The organism is Rhizobium sp. 2YAF20 (assembly GCF_052114685.1).
Lineage (GTDB): Bacteria > Pseudomonadota > Alphaproteobacteria > Rhizobiales > Rhizobiaceae > Rhizobium.
The window spans coordinates 1-14,438 of sequence record NZ_JBFRFF010000015.1; the positions used below are offsets into that span (position 1 = coordinate 1).

Below are 14,438 nucleotides of genomic sequence, written 5' to 3' on the forward strand. Positions count from 1 at the left end.
CTCCAGAACAAAACCGTCCTGATCAACGGCGCGCCACAGCCAGTGCTTCTTGCCTCGGATCGAAATGACGGCCTCATCGAGGTGCCACTTGTCTCCAAGCTGGCCGGATGAGCGACGACGGATGTCGATGGCAAAGGTCCGCCCAAATTTCTCCGCCCACAGCCGGACCGTCTGATGGGAGACAATGATCCCACGGGCAGCCAGCAAGTCCTCGACCATCCGTAGGCTGAGAGGGAAACGGAAATAAAGTCATACGGCGTGGGCAATGATTTCAGCGGGAAAGCGATGTCGGCGATAGAGTGGATCACGGTCTGTCATGAACCTTCATCACACATCGAATTCCACGTTCCGTTAAGTTGACGATGCCCAACTGACGCATAGCACAACGTATCGAAGCAGCGTCGCGCGCTCCAGCGCTTGCGTGCAGAACTCATCAAGCGGGGACTTTACCCGATGCACCGTTAATTGCAGAAATGCCCACAGAGCCCCAACCTCACAAAATCCATTGTAGAGCGAATTGCCGATACAGACCGATCACTGCACCAAGGCTGTGATAGAGCGCTTTTCGATCAGTACGACTATTGCGCTCTTGCGCTGTGAGCCCCGGCCCATCTAAACGACTTCTAAATTCATGCAGTGAGAACTCCTTATGACACTTTCCTATCAAGTTGCGTCGCGCTACTGCGGCAGCGCCGAATTATTTGAAAAAGCCTGCGGCTTGATTCCTGGGGGCGTAAACTCAACCGCGCGCGCCACATGGTCTGGGTGGGATCCCCATCCCCTGTTTGTCACTCACGGGACGGGAAGTCGCGTTTTCGATGTCGATTGCAACGAATATATCGACTATCTGTTGGGTCTAGGGCCAATGATCCTGGGGCACAGGCCGCCAAAAGTCACCCAAGCTGTTGTCAACATGATTGAGCAACGCGGCACAGTGTTCGCCTTGCCGCATGAGGACGAGACCGCCCTTGCCGCTAAGATCATCGCCGCGATCCCTAGCGTCGAGCAGGTGCGGCTGTGCAATACCGGCACCGAAGCCGTAATCTATGCGCTTCGTTTGGCTCGAACGTTTACGGGCCGGCAAAAAGTCATTCGCTTTGAAGGCATGTATCATGGCTTTTCCGATGGCGTGTATTGGTCGAAGCACCCGAGCCTCGATATGGCCGGCCCGGCCAAGGCCCCGGTTCCCGTTCCGCAAGGACCCGGCATGCCCAAGGGGATCGACCAGAACCTGATCATCCTGCCGTGGAATGACTTGGCCTTGTTGCGCGAAACGCTTGAGCGCGAGGGCGACGCCATCGCCGCCGTGCTGACCGAGCCTATTATGTGCAACACCGGCTGCATCCTACCCAACGAGGGCTACCTCGAGGGCATGCGTGAGCTGTGCGACAAGCATGGCGTGGTGTTGGTGTTTGACGAAGTGATCACCGGATTCCGGATCAGCCTTGGCGGCGCTCAAGCCAAATTCAACATCCGTCCAGACTTGACGATCATGGCCAAGGGCCTGGGCGGCGGGTTTCCGGTCGCGGCGCTTGGCGGGCGCAAGGACATAATGGCGCTGGTCGGCAAGGGCGTCGTGTCCATGGCTGGAACCTATAGTGCCAATGTGATCGCGGTCGCCGCCGCTAACGCGGCGCTGGACGAGCTGTCTGCGCCGGGTATGTATGAGGGGCTCTATGCGCGGTGCGATATTTTGCTGGAGGGCCTGCGCAAGATCTTCCACGATTCGCGACTGAACGCCCACGTGGTCGGCATGGGGCCAGTCTTGCAGGTTTGGTTCGCCGACCATCCGATCCGCAATTATCGCGATGCGGCCCAGTACAGTGACCATGACCTGTTCCGTAAGTGGTGGGAAGGCAACCTCAATCGCGGGGTTATGTTCCATCCAGGCGCTTACGAAAACCTTTTCGTTTCATTCGCCCATACGCCGGACGACATTGAAAAGACGCTCGACATCGCGCGCCTCGTCGTCCGTGACATCGAAAGTGCATAGCTAAATGCCCAGGCAGGTCTACGCTTGGCGATAGAGTCGCGGCTGCGTCGTCAAGTCATGCAAATGGCTTGACGACGCAAAGCATGCGCTAGGCCATGTTGACAAAAGTTGGCAACCAAAGCTTGACGGCGGCGATAGCTAGGAAGCCCATGTATGAGATCGCGGTCTTGTTGAAGCGGGTGGCGATACGACGGAACTGTTTGATCCGGTTAAACATTCGTTCGATGCGGTTGCGATCGTCGTAAGCTTTGAAGTCGCAGGCAATGGGCTCGCGGCGGTTCGATTTCGGCGGGATCGCCGGTAAAAAACAGCCCGCACAATCAAAGCCGAGCGAACGTCGTCGCTGTCCTAGCCTTTGTCGACCACCATCGGTCTTGGGTTTCTGACCAGGAGTTGGATCAGATCTTCGACGGCCTTGCTACGGCCCGGGATGGTGGTGGAGTCGATCATGTGCTGCCAGTCGTCGGTAAGCCCAAGCTCTACAAGGCTTTCTAGAAGCGCGTCCCAAACGCCTTGCACTGCCCAGCGCCGAAACCGGACATAAACCGAGTTCCATTTACCATATCGCTCGTGCATGTCGCGCCAAGGACAATCGACCTGCGGCCATGACCTGACGCGTTCCAAACCTGCGAAATGCGCGGCCGGCCCAGGGCGCGGCGAGCCCCATTGCGACAAACATCATAGAGGTTCCCAGAAAGACTGACAGCAGAGAGGCTCCGAATTCCGCCGCCGCCGACGTCGCAATCACGGGTAGGACGCCAACCACGCCCCAGCCGGTGATCTGGGTCAGTGCGAGAAAAAACAGGACAAGGAAATGCTGTTGCACCGTCCTCTCCGAATGTCTAGGCATGATACTCTGATGACGGTAGCGAAGGGCGGCGGCCTGGTTTCACAAAGCTGCCATTCAGTCGCGAAACTCTCCGAGTCTTTCACCCCTTGAATTGATGGTACCAAGGCTCAAGTCATCAGGCGTTGGCTACGCGTTGGATCCGCTCGCGAAGCCCGAGAACCGCTATGGCAAGCGCGAGCACCATACCGCTGCACGACAGGACGAGGGCGATATGGATGCCGGTGATAATATTGCCCGCCCCGCCTGCAAGCAGCGATCCGAACACGCCGACACCGATGACCCCGCCGATCTGACGGGCGGCGTTGAACACGCCAGACGCGATCCCTGCCTGTGAACGATCCGCGCCTGACAGAAGCATGATGCTGATCGCCGGTACTGTCAGAGCAACACCGATTCCGATGATCATCAGCGGCACCATGATGAGAACATAAGTCGTGTTCCGATCTATGCCGGCGATTGAGAAATAGCCGATCGCTGCCAGTGACAGCCCCATGAGGATGGGAAGCTTCGGCCCCATCCGCGCCGACAGCGAGCCAGAGGCGAAATTCGTCACCGAGAGCACGGCGGTCATTGGCAGAAATGCGAGGCCGGCAGACAGCGGGGAATATCCCTTGCCAATCTGGAAAAACAGGCTGATCGCAAACATCAAGCCGTAGTAGCCGAAATTCAGCAGCAGGCCGATGATCGATGTAACACTTACAGTCGGCGATCTGAACAGCGACAGCGGTAGCATCGGTTCTTTGTGGCGCGCCTCGACAAGGAGAAAGCTGGCGCCAAGCACCAGAAAGCCCGCAAAGCCGGCTATAACGGCGGGATGCGTCCATCCGAGTTCACCGCTCTCGACGAAGCCGACGGTCAGGCCTGCGAGTGCCAGGATGGCCAGGATCTGTCCTGCAAGATCGAGGCTGCGTCGGCCTGCTGTCTCAACGGCCGGCGCATAGACCGCAGCCAGCCAGATGCCCAGCGCACCGAACGGAAGATTGATCAGGAAGATGCTCGGCCAGCCGAACCGATCGACCATAAGACCGCCAACGATCGGACCGGCGCCGAGAGCGATACTCGCCGTACCCGCCCATATCCCGATGGCCTTGGCGCGGGCCTTGGGTTCGCTGAAAGTGCTGTTCAACAAAGCAAGCGATGAGGGGACGCAGAGCGCGGCGGCCACGCCCTGGATCACCCTCGCCGCAATCAGTAGTTCGATATTGCTCGAAAGCCCGCAGGCAAGTGATGCCAGCGTGAAGAGCGCCAACCCGGCGATCATGATCGGCTTCGGCCCGAACCGATCGCCTAGTGCGCCAGTCGATAGCAGCAGACTGGCAAAGGCCAGGGTGTAGGCGTTCAGCACCCATTGCAGCCCTGTGATGTTTGTCCCCAGCGAGGATTGGATGCGCTCGAGTGCCACATTCACCACCGTCACGTCGAGGCAGATGATGACGAAGGCGAGACTGGTCGACAGAAGGATCAACGATGAGGACGAAATTCTGGGGAGGGCCACGCGGTGGGTTCTTTCAGGAGCGGAATTGGAAAAGACTGTCGTCATTCCACTGGATATAATTCCGGTGTATAGTTTGATAAAGGACCTGAAGTTTGGATCACATCCAAGGAAAATTTGGCAATGGATCTCGTCAAGGCGATGTCGATATTTGTGCGGGTCGTAGACGCTGGCAGCATTACATCAGCCGCCGTCGCCTTCGAACTGTCACCGACGATGGTCGGCAATCATCTTCAGGCGCTCGAGCAGCACCTTGGCGCTAAACTGCTGCATAGGACCACGCGCCGGCAAAGCGTCACGGAATTCGGTCGAACCTACTACGATCGATGCATGGAAATATTAGGCCTCATCGACGACGCGGAGACCCTGGCTTTCGAGGCGCAGACAAGCTGCAAGGGTCAGCTCCGAATAACCGCGCCGACCATCTGGACCAATGTTCTGCTCGTTCCGGCGCTGACCGAGTATTTTAGGAGGTACCCCGAGATTGATCTCGATGTGGTCGCCAGCGATAAGGTGCTGGACCTTGCCGACAACGGTTTCGAAGCCGCCATTCGCTTCGGTACACCCATTCCGCCAGACCTGGTGGCGAGAACGCTCCAGCCTTATCGGCATGTTCTTTGCGCGGCGCCGGCTTATCTCGACGTCTATGGTGTGCCGGCAGTGCCTGAAGATCTTGCCGGGCATCAGGCCATCAATTTCGGTTTCCCATCGAGCTCTGAGTGGTGGTCGCAGACGCCGTCATGGCGGCTATCCGGCCCGGATGGAGAAATCACCGTTCCGACCAGATCTCGTCTGAAAATCGACAGCACCTACAGCATGCTAACCGCAGCCTTGGCCGGCATGGGCCTTGCGATGCTTCCACGGATCATGGTGGCTGGGGATCTCGCGGCAGGTCGCCTGATCGCCGTGCTGCCGGATTTCGCACCGTCGTCGCGGCCGGTCAACTTGCTTTACCGCCAGGATCGCCGAACTTCGCCGAAGCTCCGCAGCTTCGTCAGTTTTGTCATCGAAAAATTCGGGGCGGCAGACCAGGGTTCGGCGGCGTAGGACGTTTATGATAAGCACACCAATCAACCTTGTCGGAGGCTAGGGTAATTCGACAAAGTTCCATAATTGCGGTTACGGCTCGCTCGTGTCGTTTGCGTGCGTCTCCCTAGATATGCGTTCCCGGTCTGTGCTCATAACGTCGCATAAGGTCTCAACGGGAACGCCGTGGGCAATCTCGAACGCCAGAGCGGCATCGCAGCGTCCCAGTCTGAATTCAAGTCACGGCACTTTTAACTGTCGCAGAAGTGCGCCAAAGTCTGAAGGCCTAAGACAACAGACAGAGGGCGTCAGCATGACCGCCAGCCGCCGTGCAAGCCTTGGCGAGGTGAGGAAATTCTATGCGCGCAGCTGGTTTTGCGACCCAAGTGTGCCTTGGCAAAAAGGGACCGTCGAGAACACCAACAAGCGCATTCGACCCTTTCTGCCAGGCACCACAGATCTGGCAGTTGTGTCGCAACGCGACCTTCTCCACCTCACACGCCATATCAACGATCAACCACGCAAATGCCTCGGATACAAGACGCCGACAGAAGTGTTTATGGCGCATTTGCACGAAGATAGGTGATCCCCTATCCTGCAAAGCAGGCATGACGCACTTCGGTTAGCTTCTCCACAATCAAATGGCTATGTTTCATAGTGTCCCATGATCCGGCCGCTACCAAAGCACATCTTCCACGGGACGAATGGGCGCCGCCGCGCTCCCAGTCCCGACAAGATACTCGAGATCGATCTGGATAGTACGGCACAAGGATGTCAAGGGAACGTCATGGGCCCGGTTTTCGAACGGATCCTGCAAGTCGGCGCCGACGCGATCCATCGCCAACAGCATGAAGCCAACGATCGTCGAGGCAAGAGGTGTATAGATCGCCAGTCCGTCCACGAGACCGATCGGCAGCAGTATGCAGAAGATGTGCACGAACAAGGTCGGGTAATATCCATATCCCCTGGGGAGAGGCGTGTTCTTGATCCGCTCCATTCCTCCTTGAGCGTTGCTCATGTCGACGAGCCGACTTTCAATCTGGACGCTTCGAACTGAGTCGACCCAACCCTTGTGACCTGCCTCGGCCAGCAGGGAGGCGGACCCGTTGAGTAGCGCATTTGGTACGTTGGACGCACCGCTTAGTTCCTCGAGTTCCACTTCTGACAGAAACGGCCGGATTTCTTCCCTATTTGGTTGGCGGCGAAGATGACATCTGAGAGCATGGACGTACGCGATCTGGCGACGCACCAGCTCATGGCGAAGGCTGTCGCTTTCAGGATGCTTGTCGATCAAGTGAAACACCTCCCGCCCGTAGGAGCGTGACGCATTCACCATCGCGCCCCATAAAGTGCGTGCCTCCCACCAGCGATTGTAGGCGTTGTTGTTGCGAAACCCTAGAAACAGCACCAGCGCAGATCCGAGTAGGCTCATCGGCAGCGCCGGCAGGTTCAGCCAGGGATGTGGCAGATAAACATAGGCCAGCGTAACGATGATATCCCAGAGGAAAAGCAGAGCCAGCGGCCATCCTATGTAGCCGAGCATTCGGTGTAGACGGGCGGATTGAGGTAAGATCATTCCAAACTTTCTTAAAATTCAGCGCCGTCAAACAAGATGCGACGCCGCAATCTCCATTTCTTGCCATTGCCATCCGGATATTGCCGCCCCTTGCACCTCGAGCATCGCGGCTCCGCCAGGCACCAACAGCCGGCCATGAAGAAACAGGCGATATGAGGAAAAATTCCCTTAGGCGGTGACGATTAAACCGTCTTTGCGCACATCAATCCGCCGCATCACGCATGGGTGAGTGCGGCATCACATGCGGCCTTTGGCGTCCGCTGACGGCGACCGGGAGGGTCTGTCCGTCTGTCACCGCAATGAAATGGCCTGCCTCGCCGTCGAAGATAAGAACTTCTCCGCTTTCGATATCGAAGAACCAGCCATGGAGCGTAAGGTCATTAGTGGCAAGCTTTGCAGCGACGGACGGATGCGTTCTCAGATGGTCCAACTGGACAACGACGTTTTCCATGGCGACTGCACGAATGCGATCTTTCTCCTCCAAGGATTGCGGATAAGCTTCGCACACGATAGCCCGTGCCGCGTGACTGTGTTTTAGCCAAGCTGCAACGTTTGGCATGGATTCGAGCAGCTCTGGATGGCATAGTCCTTTCATGGCGCCGCAATCGGAGTGGCCGCACACGATGATATCGCGGACTTCAAGAGCGACAACAGCGTATTCGATCGCTGATGAAACGCCACCATTGGCAGTCTGGAAAGGCGGAACGATGTTGCCAGCGTTCCGGCATACAAAAAGCTCGCCCGGTCCCGACTGCGTGATGGTTTCCGGCATGACCCGGCTGTCGGCGCAGGAAATCATCAATGCCTGAGGCTGCTGTCCTTCTCGGGCGAGTTTGCGGTAGAGCGCCGCGTCGTGCGGGAAAACGGCGCCGCGAAAGTTCGATATACCCTTCAGCAGATTGTTCATGGTAATCCTTGGTTTGGACATAGATTTCGCAGGATGTGGATGGAAGCCTGCCTTCAGGGCCGATTAACGGCCGGTGTCATGCCGACGGGCAAGTTTCGGATAGCGCTCGACCCAATTCAACTGGCCTCGGCTATTTGGCACCGCTGGCGGGGTTTCAGTGCACCAACTCAATTGCGGACGACCGCAATGGCCTTCGTCTTGTGGGTGAATGTGGGCAAGCGGAGTTTGAACCCGGCGATGACAAGATCGAAGGAAAACGACGCAGAAACAATCTGCGATCAATTCGGAGAGCATTGTGGCTCGGTGCTGCTCCGTTCCCATCTTGGTGCGCAAGAAGTTGTTCTTCAAGCGAGCCAATGAGCCCCAGCCAACGTCGCGTGGCGCGCTGAGTCCCTAGCTCCATTTTTCCGCACGCGTCGATATTCGCGCGTGCCATTAAAAATCGGAAACCGATCATGTCCCGAAGTCCTTGTCCGGCAATCTGTCGGGAAGGTCCGACATAACAGACGCGCCGGGGTGCGACTGCCAGAGGGGCCCGGACCATGGGTCCCTGTTCATATGAGGAGCCAAGGTCCGCTGTTCAAGGACTGCATGTGGCGGTATCTCAGGCCACTGCGGCGAGAAACATCCATCCTCGTAGCGTGATCATGTTCTAAAAAGTCGGACAGATTCACCACTTTCGTGATGGGGTGGACACCCATCGACGGCATCGATGTGCCAAGGTGGCGGGTGTTTAACCTCCACAATAGAGGAGTGCCCGAAATGGACGTTAGTACAATTGGGTTGGATCTGGCGAAAAATGTGTTTCAGGCGCATGGCGCCGATGCTTCGGGAGCTGTGGTTTTCCGAAAGCAATTGCGGCGTGGCAAGGTGTTGAGTTTCTTCGCTAGCCAGCCGGGTTGCGTGGTTGCAATGGAAGCTTGCGGCGGAGCGCATTATTGGGCGCGCGTTATCGGAGATCTCGGCCATACGGTTCGTTTAATCCCACCGGCCCATGTAAAGCCGTTTGTGAAACGCCAGAAAAACGACATGGCCGACGCCGAGGCGATCTGCGAGGCCGCTCAACGACCGACGATGCGGTTTGTCGCGGTGAAGAGTGAGGAGCAGCAGGCGAGTTCGGCGGTATTTCGGGTTCGAGATATCCTGGTGCGGCAACGTACTCAACTGATTAATGCGTTGCGTGGACATCTTACGGAATATGGGCTGATTGTTGCCCAAGGGCCGGCCCACGTGGCCAAGTTGGTTGAACAGGTTGGGGATCCCGAAAGCGATCTGCCGGAGACAGCGCGTATAGTGCTTCTCATGCTCGTCGAAACGCTCAAATCTTTGGAGGAGAAGATCAAGCAACTCGATCGCGAAATCGTACGACGCGCCCGTGAAGACAAAGACGCGCGCCGGTTGACGACAATCCCCGGCATCGGGCCTATAACCGCAACGGCTCTTGTTGCGCTGGCACCGGGCGCCACAACCTTCAAGAAAGGCCGCGACTTTGCCGCCTGGTTAGGCCTGACGCCACTGCAACGTTCAACAGGAGGAAAACAGAAACTCGGTGCGACATCGAAAATGGGCGAACGAACGCTTCGACGCCTGCTGATCATCGGCGCCAGCGCTGTGGTCCAACAAGTTTGTAAACGCGGCAGCCAACAAGAAACGTGGCTTGCTCGCATGCTCGCTCGCAAACCGCGCATGCTTGTGATCGTGGCTCTGGCCAACAAGCTGGCTCGGATCGCCTGGGCACTGATGGCATCGGGCGAGACATATAGAGCTCCGGCGGCGGCCTAGCCGCATAGCCTGAGGCGTCGAGGATGTAGGAAGGTCAAAGGAAGGTATGGCGAAACGGTCGATGAGAGGGGCCAGAAGAATCAGTTCACGACGAAGTGCATCAAAGCACGCTTTCGTGGTTTGGATCTGGTCCGCTAACTCCCATACGGGCCCGCGACACTTAAAGGTCGCTTCAGAGGCCGGACAGATGTCAGCACCCGACTACTAGCAAATGATACCTGACTGAAAATTCTTCTTGCATTCACCGGGGTGTCCACAGATGTCGTGACGCCGGTATGTTTCCCGGCGCAGAGGCGCTCGGAGCGAACAGTGGAAAACTCCATTGTTGCCAGAGACTTAGTGCATCATATCCAAGAGAAAATGACACGCAGCCGGTTTGTATCCTTTCAAGGCGAGCAACGGAGGGCGAATTGCGGCCCGTTGGATGATTCTATGCAGCCACGGCTGACCCCACCGAACGTGACAGGGGTCAGGATGCGCGTGAACTTCTGTTTGCTTTAATCTCCCTCAGTCCGCGTTCGTTCGAAGCGTCGTATTTTCGGATGTCGCCGTGCATCCGCTCCTGCCACCGGTTGACGAACGCTATAGTATCAGCGGCATCAAGATGTGCGCTGAGAGCAGCCTCATCTGACCAGCGTTCCGAAATGATCAATCGACCAGCTTGCGTATCGTCCACAGCAGCGTCGTAGGAGATGTTTCCCGCACGCTGTCGTGTGGCAACCGCGAGCAACTGCAGATCGCCGAGAAACTGTGGCAGGTCGGCGGGGTCCACGTGCATGGACCCTGTGATGATGAGCATCACGCATTCCTTTCCATGTTGGTCCCCAGGCCACTGACCTAATGTTAACCAGGGCCTTGGATGATCAGCCGGCGACAAGAACGATCTTGCCCCGGATCCCGCCTCGTGAAGCGCGCTCATGCGCGGCCGCAGCCTCCGCCAACGGATATCTGCTGTCGATGACGACACGGAGTGTGCCGTTGGAGAGCAACCGACCGGCTTCTGCCAGTTGCGCGCCGTTCGAGCGAACCTGGGTCGATGACACAATAATCCCGCGCTTGGCAGCTTCATCATAACCAGAGAACCCTAGCGGGTTGACGAGGAACAGCGCTCCACCCTGCTTGATGACGCTCAGGAAACGCTCCATGTTCGAACCGCCGACAGCATCGATGACAAGATCGACGTTCTCTGCGGCCGCCTCAGCGGAAGTCTTGGTGTAGTTGACGAATTGATCAGCGCCCAAGTCCCGCAGCAAGCCCTCGTGCTTGCCAGAGGCGACGGCGATCACATGTGCTCCTTTCCATTTCGCCACCTGAACCAGCAAGTGTCCCACGCCACCGCCCGCGCCATTGACCAGAACCGTCTTGCCTTCCAGCGGGACCGGGGCATGGGGAAACGATTGGAACGGATTGGATGCGTCATGGCCAAGATCAACCAGAAACTGCCAGGCTGTGAGTAACGACATCGGCGCGCCTGCCGCCTGGATGTGATCGATGCCTGCGGGTTTTAATGCCAGTTCCGATGCGGGGACCGTAACATATTCGGCATAGGCACCGCTTCTCTTCATCAGGTCCTCGGGAAAGCGCACCATCGCGTAGACCTCATCACCGACGTCGAACGCCGAAACGCCGTCGCCGATTGCGGCCACAACGCCCGACACATCGCTGCCAAGGATCAATGGAAAGGTCGGATCAGGCTGCCATTCGGGCGGTAGCGTCCGATACCCATTGCGCAGATATAGGTCTGGTGGGTTGATGCCGGCCGCATACATGCGGACAAGCACTTCGCCAGGTGAAGCGACCGGGCGGGGAGCTTCCCCATAACGCAGGACCTCCGGGCCACCGAATTCATGCAACTGCACCGCTTTCATCATCTCAGTCATCACAGCCTCGTTCAATGTGTTTTCGTCACCAGTAGATAGGGCCAATCGAAAGCGTTGATAATTACGTCCTGTTTCGGTTTAATAGTGCCATGAAGGAACAAATCGGATTTGAACGGCTAACTGGGCTGATCGCCTTTGCCCGAGCCGGCTCGTTGGGCAGCTACACGGCTGCTGCACGTTCGCTATCCGTCTCGCCGTCAGCGATCAGCAAGAGCATCCAACGGCTGGAAGCGCACCTCGGCGTCTCTTTGTTCACCCGTACAACGCGCTCGCTGACCCTCACGGCGGAGGGGCGTGACATCCATGGACGCGCACTGCGACTGTTGCGCGACGCGGAAGAGATCGAGCAGGCGGCAAAAATGGCCCGTGCTGAACCCGCCGGCACATTGCGGATTGCTGCTTCATTGGCGATTGGCCTTCATGTCATCGCCCCTGCACTTGCGAAATTTCGGAAGCTCCACCCGAATGTGACGTTTGACCTGCGGCTGAGCGACCATATGGTCGACCTCGTCGAAGAGGGCATCGATCTGGCTGTCCGGATTGGCGACCTGCCAGACTCGCGCCTGCTGTCGCGTCGGCTCTCGCCCCATCGGCTCAGCTGTTATGCTTCCCCCGATTATCTCGCAACGCGCGCCACTCCGAGGCACCCGAATGATCTGGAGGCGCACGAAACCGTCAACCTGCGCTATCAAAGCACGGGTCAGGTGTTTCGTTGGCCTTTCCGTATTGGCGATCGTGACATCGAGATCTTACCGTCCTCTGGTATCATCGTTGATGCGAGTGAGGCCGTCATGGCGACGATCGCTGCGAACGGAGGCATTGGAATGGCCGCGAGCTTCATGGCTGGGCCCTGGGTCAAGCGCGGGGAGCTAGTGCCGGTCCTGTCGGATTTCGCCGTCGAGCGTAACAACGTCACGGCAGTCTGGCCCGAAAGCCGCCGCTCCAATCCTGCTGTTCGCTCCTTTTTGAAGGCATTGATCGAGCTGTTCTAGCCGCTGGCTGGTGAAAGAGTGAGGCCCGGCGACCGTTTGGCAAGCCAGGACGATGTAAGCTGGGATCCCCTCAACCGGGTACTGACGATCTAATCCGCAAGTGCAAAATGAAGTGTTTAGCGACAGGATCGAACGAGCGATTTCCACTCGGGCTGCCAGCAGGCTCGTCGGTTGACGGAGGGGGGCGGATCGCCAGCCGCACTTACATCGAACATGGCTTGCATCGTTTTCTATGACGAGCAGTGCGACCGTTAAGGAACGGTCGCAGATGCCAGTCACTTGCTGTCGGCGGCCTTAAGGAACTCCTGCAGAATATTTCCCACTTGCTCCGGTGCCTCCTCCGCGATGTAGTGCCCGCTTTCGGCAAGATGTTCGAGCTTCGGATTTTTGAATTTTTCCTTCATCAGTTCGACCAGCAAACCGTTGCCAAGGCCGCCGATGCCCAGCGAGGGCATGGCTAATTGATCCGGATAGGTCAGTTGGTCATCGAGATCCTGGGCGTAGGCCTGGTACCAGCCATTGCCGCCGCGGATGCCGTCCTTGGTGTTATAGGCATGGGCGTAGACTGCGCGGTCACGCTCCGTCAGCGCGTCCTTTTTGTACAGCAGCGAGTCCCAGAACCAATTCTGGTAGATATACGCACGTCCCTCGATCAGCTCTTCGGGCATGTCATGCACCTGGTTGAAGGCGAACCACCAAAGGAAAAAGTCCTTCTGGAAATTGCCGGTCAGGGGATGTGGCGGAACGAGCCGCATGTCGCGCGTGCTTTGGGGTTGGGCCGACACATCCAGGAAGGTCACCGATGTCGTCGCCTCAGGATAGTTTGCGGCATAGGCATAGGCGACTTGCGATCCGATATCGTGGCCGACGATATGGGCTTTGTCATAACCGAGGGTCTTGAGAAGCTCATGGATATCCTTGGCCATGTTCTTCTTGTCGTAGCCATCCTTCGGCTTGTCCGTTGCGCCCATGCCGCGAATATCGACAGCGATCACACGGTGGTTTTTGGCGATATCAGGCATGATCTTGTGGAATGCCCACCATGTCTGCGGCCAGCCCGGCATCATGATGACAGGCGTGCCCTGGCCGCCCTGCACGTAGTGAATTTGGATGCCGTTCACCTCTGCAAAGCCGCTTTCGAACCCTTTCAGCTCGCCGACCAGGGTTTCGTCGGAAACGTCGATGCCTTCATAGGGGTTTCCCTTGTCGGTGACCTGCGCGGACAGCGTCGCGGGCAGCATCAGTGCCAAAACGCCTCCTAGAACCAATAAGCTAGACAGTCTCATGTCGTTAAACTCCATTGAAGTGTGGGGCGTCGGATCGCCTCGCCGGGCAGAGCGGTGACGCTGGTGGGTGAAGGGCCGCCCTCCGCCCTCTTTCCTCGACACAGCGGCGATATAAAACGTCGTCAGCCGGCGGCTTTTATCTCTGCAGCCTTTGCAAGCATCTCGACCCAATCCTGATGATATTTGTAAAGTGCCCCGGGATGCTTGCGCCCGATCTCGTCGAGATAGAAGGCGCCGTTCAGCGTCTCCTCGGTGAGCAGGTGGCAGCCGCCGTCCATGGGCGTGATGACCCAGCCGTGAAACGCGCTCGCGCCGGTTTGATCGCCGTCTACCGTCGTCGACCACGACAGGCGACGAAAAGGGATACATTCGCTGACGATGCAACTCATCGGGAAACCGACCGTAACCCGACTATACCGTGTTCCCAGCTTGAGCTCGGTATCCCCGCCCAGGATCTTGATCTGATCCTCGGGCGGAAAATAGCTCGACCAATTCTCCGCTTCGACGAGGAGCTGCCACACCACTTCGGCTGGTGCTTTCACGTCGATCTCGTTCAGCGCATAGAGCGCCGAGACCCGGGGATCGTGTTCGGGGGGAAAGATCACTTTGTTGAGCATCTTATATCTCCTGTCTCCGTCTTGATGCATCGGCGTC

The 14,438-nt window shown here is 57.6% G+C and carries 12 protein-coding genes and 3 pseudogenes; 5 read left to right on the top strand and 10 right to left on the bottom strand.

All coding sequences use genetic code 11. From position 1 onward, the window contains the following. Positions 1-318 (bottom strand): annotated as a pseudogene (locus AB4Z52_RS17905) (IS6 family transposase); the annotation flags it as partial. A gap of 331 nt (positions 319-649) precedes the next feature. Between AB4Z52_RS17905 and AB4Z52_RS17910 the strand changes: the two are divergent. Next, the gene (locus tag AB4Z52_RS17910; RefSeq protein WP_442219279.1) at positions 650-1,993 is read left to right on the top strand and encodes an aspartate aminotransferase family protein; all 1,344 of its coding nucleotides are present in this window, start codon (positions 650-652) and stop codon (positions 1,991-1,993) included. A gap of 88 nt (positions 1,994-2,081) precedes the next feature. Here the strand turns inward: AB4Z52_RS17910 and AB4Z52_RS17915 are convergent. The 3 genes and pseudogenes from AB4Z52_RS17915 to AB4Z52_RS17925 form a co-directional block, all read right to left on the bottom strand. After that, positions 2,082-2,584 (bottom strand): annotated as a pseudogene (locus tag AB4Z52_RS17915) (transposase); the annotation flags it as partial. Further along, positions 2,550-2,819: a hypothetical protein gene (locus AB4Z52_RS17920; protein ID WP_442219386.1), complete on the bottom strand. Its 270-nt coding sequence runs from the start codon at positions 2,817-2,819 to the stop codon at positions 2,550-2,552. The pseudogene AB4Z52_RS17915 and the gene AB4Z52_RS17920, both read right to left, overlap by 35 nt. A 139-nt stretch (positions 2,820-2,958) precedes the next feature. Then, complete coding sequence (locus AB4Z52_RS17925) at positions 2,959-4,338, bottom strand: MFS transporter (RefSeq protein WP_442219280.1); 1,380 nt, start codon at positions 4,336-4,338, stop codon at positions 2,959-2,961. 120 nt (positions 4,339-4,458) lie between these two features. Between AB4Z52_RS17925 and AB4Z52_RS17930 the strand changes: the two genes are divergently transcribed. Together AB4Z52_RS17930 and AB4Z52_RS17935 are read left to right on the top strand one after the other, a co-directional pair. Further along, positions 4,459-5,382, top strand: coding sequence for a LysR family transcriptional regulator (locus AB4Z52_RS17930; protein WP_442219281.1), 924 nt, complete (start codon positions 4,459-4,461; stop codon positions 5,380-5,382). Positions 5,383-5,722: 340 nt separating this feature from the next. After that, positions 5,723-5,947: pseudogene (locus tag AB4Z52_RS17935) on the top strand (transposase); the annotation flags it as partial. A gap of 90 nt (positions 5,948-6,037) precedes the next feature. On the opposite strand, the gene AB4Z52_RS17940 reads toward AB4Z52_RS17935, so the two are convergent. Both AB4Z52_RS17940 and AB4Z52_RS17945 read right to left on the bottom strand, forming a co-directional pair. Beyond that, entirely contained in the window at positions 6,038-6,937 is a 900-nt protein-coding gene (locus AB4Z52_RS17940; RefSeq protein WP_442219282.1) for a bestrophin family protein, read from the bottom strand. A 202-nt stretch (positions 6,938-7,139) separates the two neighbouring features. Then, positions 7,140-7,844 (bottom strand): carbonic anhydrase, encoded by a 705-nt coding sequence (locus tag AB4Z52_RS17945; protein ID WP_442219377.1) that lies wholly within the window; start codon positions 7,842-7,844, stop codon positions 7,140-7,142. Positions 7,845-8,606: 762 nt separating this feature from the next. Here AB4Z52_RS17945 and AB4Z52_RS17950 point away from each other — a divergent pair. Continuing rightward, on the top strand, positions 8,607-9,626 hold the full coding sequence (locus AB4Z52_RS17950) for an IS110 family transposase (protein WP_442219283.1): 1,020 nt from the start codon (positions 8,607-8,609) through the stop codon (positions 9,624-9,626). Positions 9,627-10,095: 469 nt separating this feature from the next. On the opposite strand, the gene AB4Z52_RS17955 is transcribed toward AB4Z52_RS17950, so the two are convergent. Both AB4Z52_RS17955 and AB4Z52_RS17960 read right to left on the bottom strand, forming a co-directional pair. Beyond that, positions 10,096-10,425 carry a putative quinol monooxygenase gene (locus AB4Z52_RS17955; protein ID WP_442219284.1) on the bottom strand — a complete coding sequence of 110 codons (330 nt, stop codon included), beginning with the start codon at positions 10,423-10,425 and terminating at the stop codon, positions 10,096-10,098. A gap of 64 nt (positions 10,426-10,489) precedes the next feature. After that, positions 10,490-11,506, bottom strand: coding sequence for an NADP-dependent oxidoreductase (locus tag AB4Z52_RS17960; RefSeq protein ID WP_442219285.1), 1,017 nt, complete (start codon positions 11,504-11,506; stop codon positions 10,490-10,492). 89 nt (positions 11,507-11,595) lie between these two features. Between AB4Z52_RS17960 and AB4Z52_RS17965 the strand changes: the two genes are divergently transcribed. Further along, positions 11,596-12,498, top strand: coding sequence for a LysR substrate-binding domain-containing protein (locus tag AB4Z52_RS17965; protein WP_442219286.1), 903 nt, complete (start codon positions 11,596-11,598; stop codon positions 12,496-12,498). A gap of 275 nt (positions 12,499-12,773) precedes the next feature. Here AB4Z52_RS17965 and AB4Z52_RS17970 read toward each other — a convergent pair whose 3' ends face one another. Both AB4Z52_RS17970 and AB4Z52_RS17975 read right to left on the bottom strand, forming a co-directional pair. Next, positions 12,774-13,739, bottom strand: coding sequence for an alpha/beta fold hydrolase (locus AB4Z52_RS17970; protein ID WP_442219378.1), 966 nt, complete (start codon positions 13,737-13,739; stop codon positions 12,774-12,776). A 167-nt stretch (positions 13,740-13,906) separates the two neighbouring features. After that, on the bottom strand, positions 13,907-14,401 hold the full coding sequence (locus tag AB4Z52_RS17975) for an SRPBCC domain-containing protein (protein ID WP_442219287.1): 495 nt from the start codon (positions 14,399-14,401) through the stop codon (positions 13,907-13,909). Positions 14,402-14,438: the final 37 nt, after the last annotated feature.

Coding starts and splice junctions, on each gene's coding strand:
- AB4Z52_RS17965 (WP_442219286.1), top strand. CDS start 11,596: ATGAAGGAACAAATCGGATTTGAACGGCTAACTGGGCTGATCGCCTTT.
- AB4Z52_RS17975 (WP_442219287.1), bottom strand. CDS start 14,401: ATGCTCAACAAAGTGATCTTTCCCCCCGAACACGATCCCCGGGTCTCG.
- AB4Z52_RS17940 (WP_442219282.1), bottom strand. CDS start 6,937: ATGATCTTACCTCAATCCGCCCGTCTACACCGAATGCTCGGCTACATA.
- AB4Z52_RS17910 (WP_442219279.1), top strand. CDS start 650: ATGACACTTTCCTATCAAGTTGCGTCGCGCTACTGCGGCAGCGCCGAA.
- AB4Z52_RS17950 (WP_442219283.1), top strand. CDS start 8,607: ATGGACGTTAGTACAATTGGGTTGGATCTGGCGAAAAATGTGTTTCAG.
- AB4Z52_RS17955 (WP_442219284.1), bottom strand. CDS start 10,425: ATGCTCATCATCACAGGGTCCATGCACGTGGACCCCGCCGACCTGCCA.
- AB4Z52_RS17960 (WP_442219285.1), bottom strand. CDS start 11,506: ATGACTGAGATGATGAAAGCGGTGCAGTTGCATGAATTCGGTGGCCCG.
- AB4Z52_RS17945 (WP_442219377.1), bottom strand. CDS start 7,844: ATGAACAATCTGCTGAAGGGTATATCGAACTTTCGCGGCGCCGTTTTC.
- AB4Z52_RS17970 (WP_442219378.1), bottom strand. CDS start 13,739: ATGCTGCCCGCGACGCTGTCCGCGCAGGTCACCGACAAGGGAAACCCC.
- AB4Z52_RS17930 (WP_442219281.1), top strand. CDS start 4,459: ATGGATCTCGTCAAGGCGATGTCGATATTTGTGCGGGTCGTAGACGCT.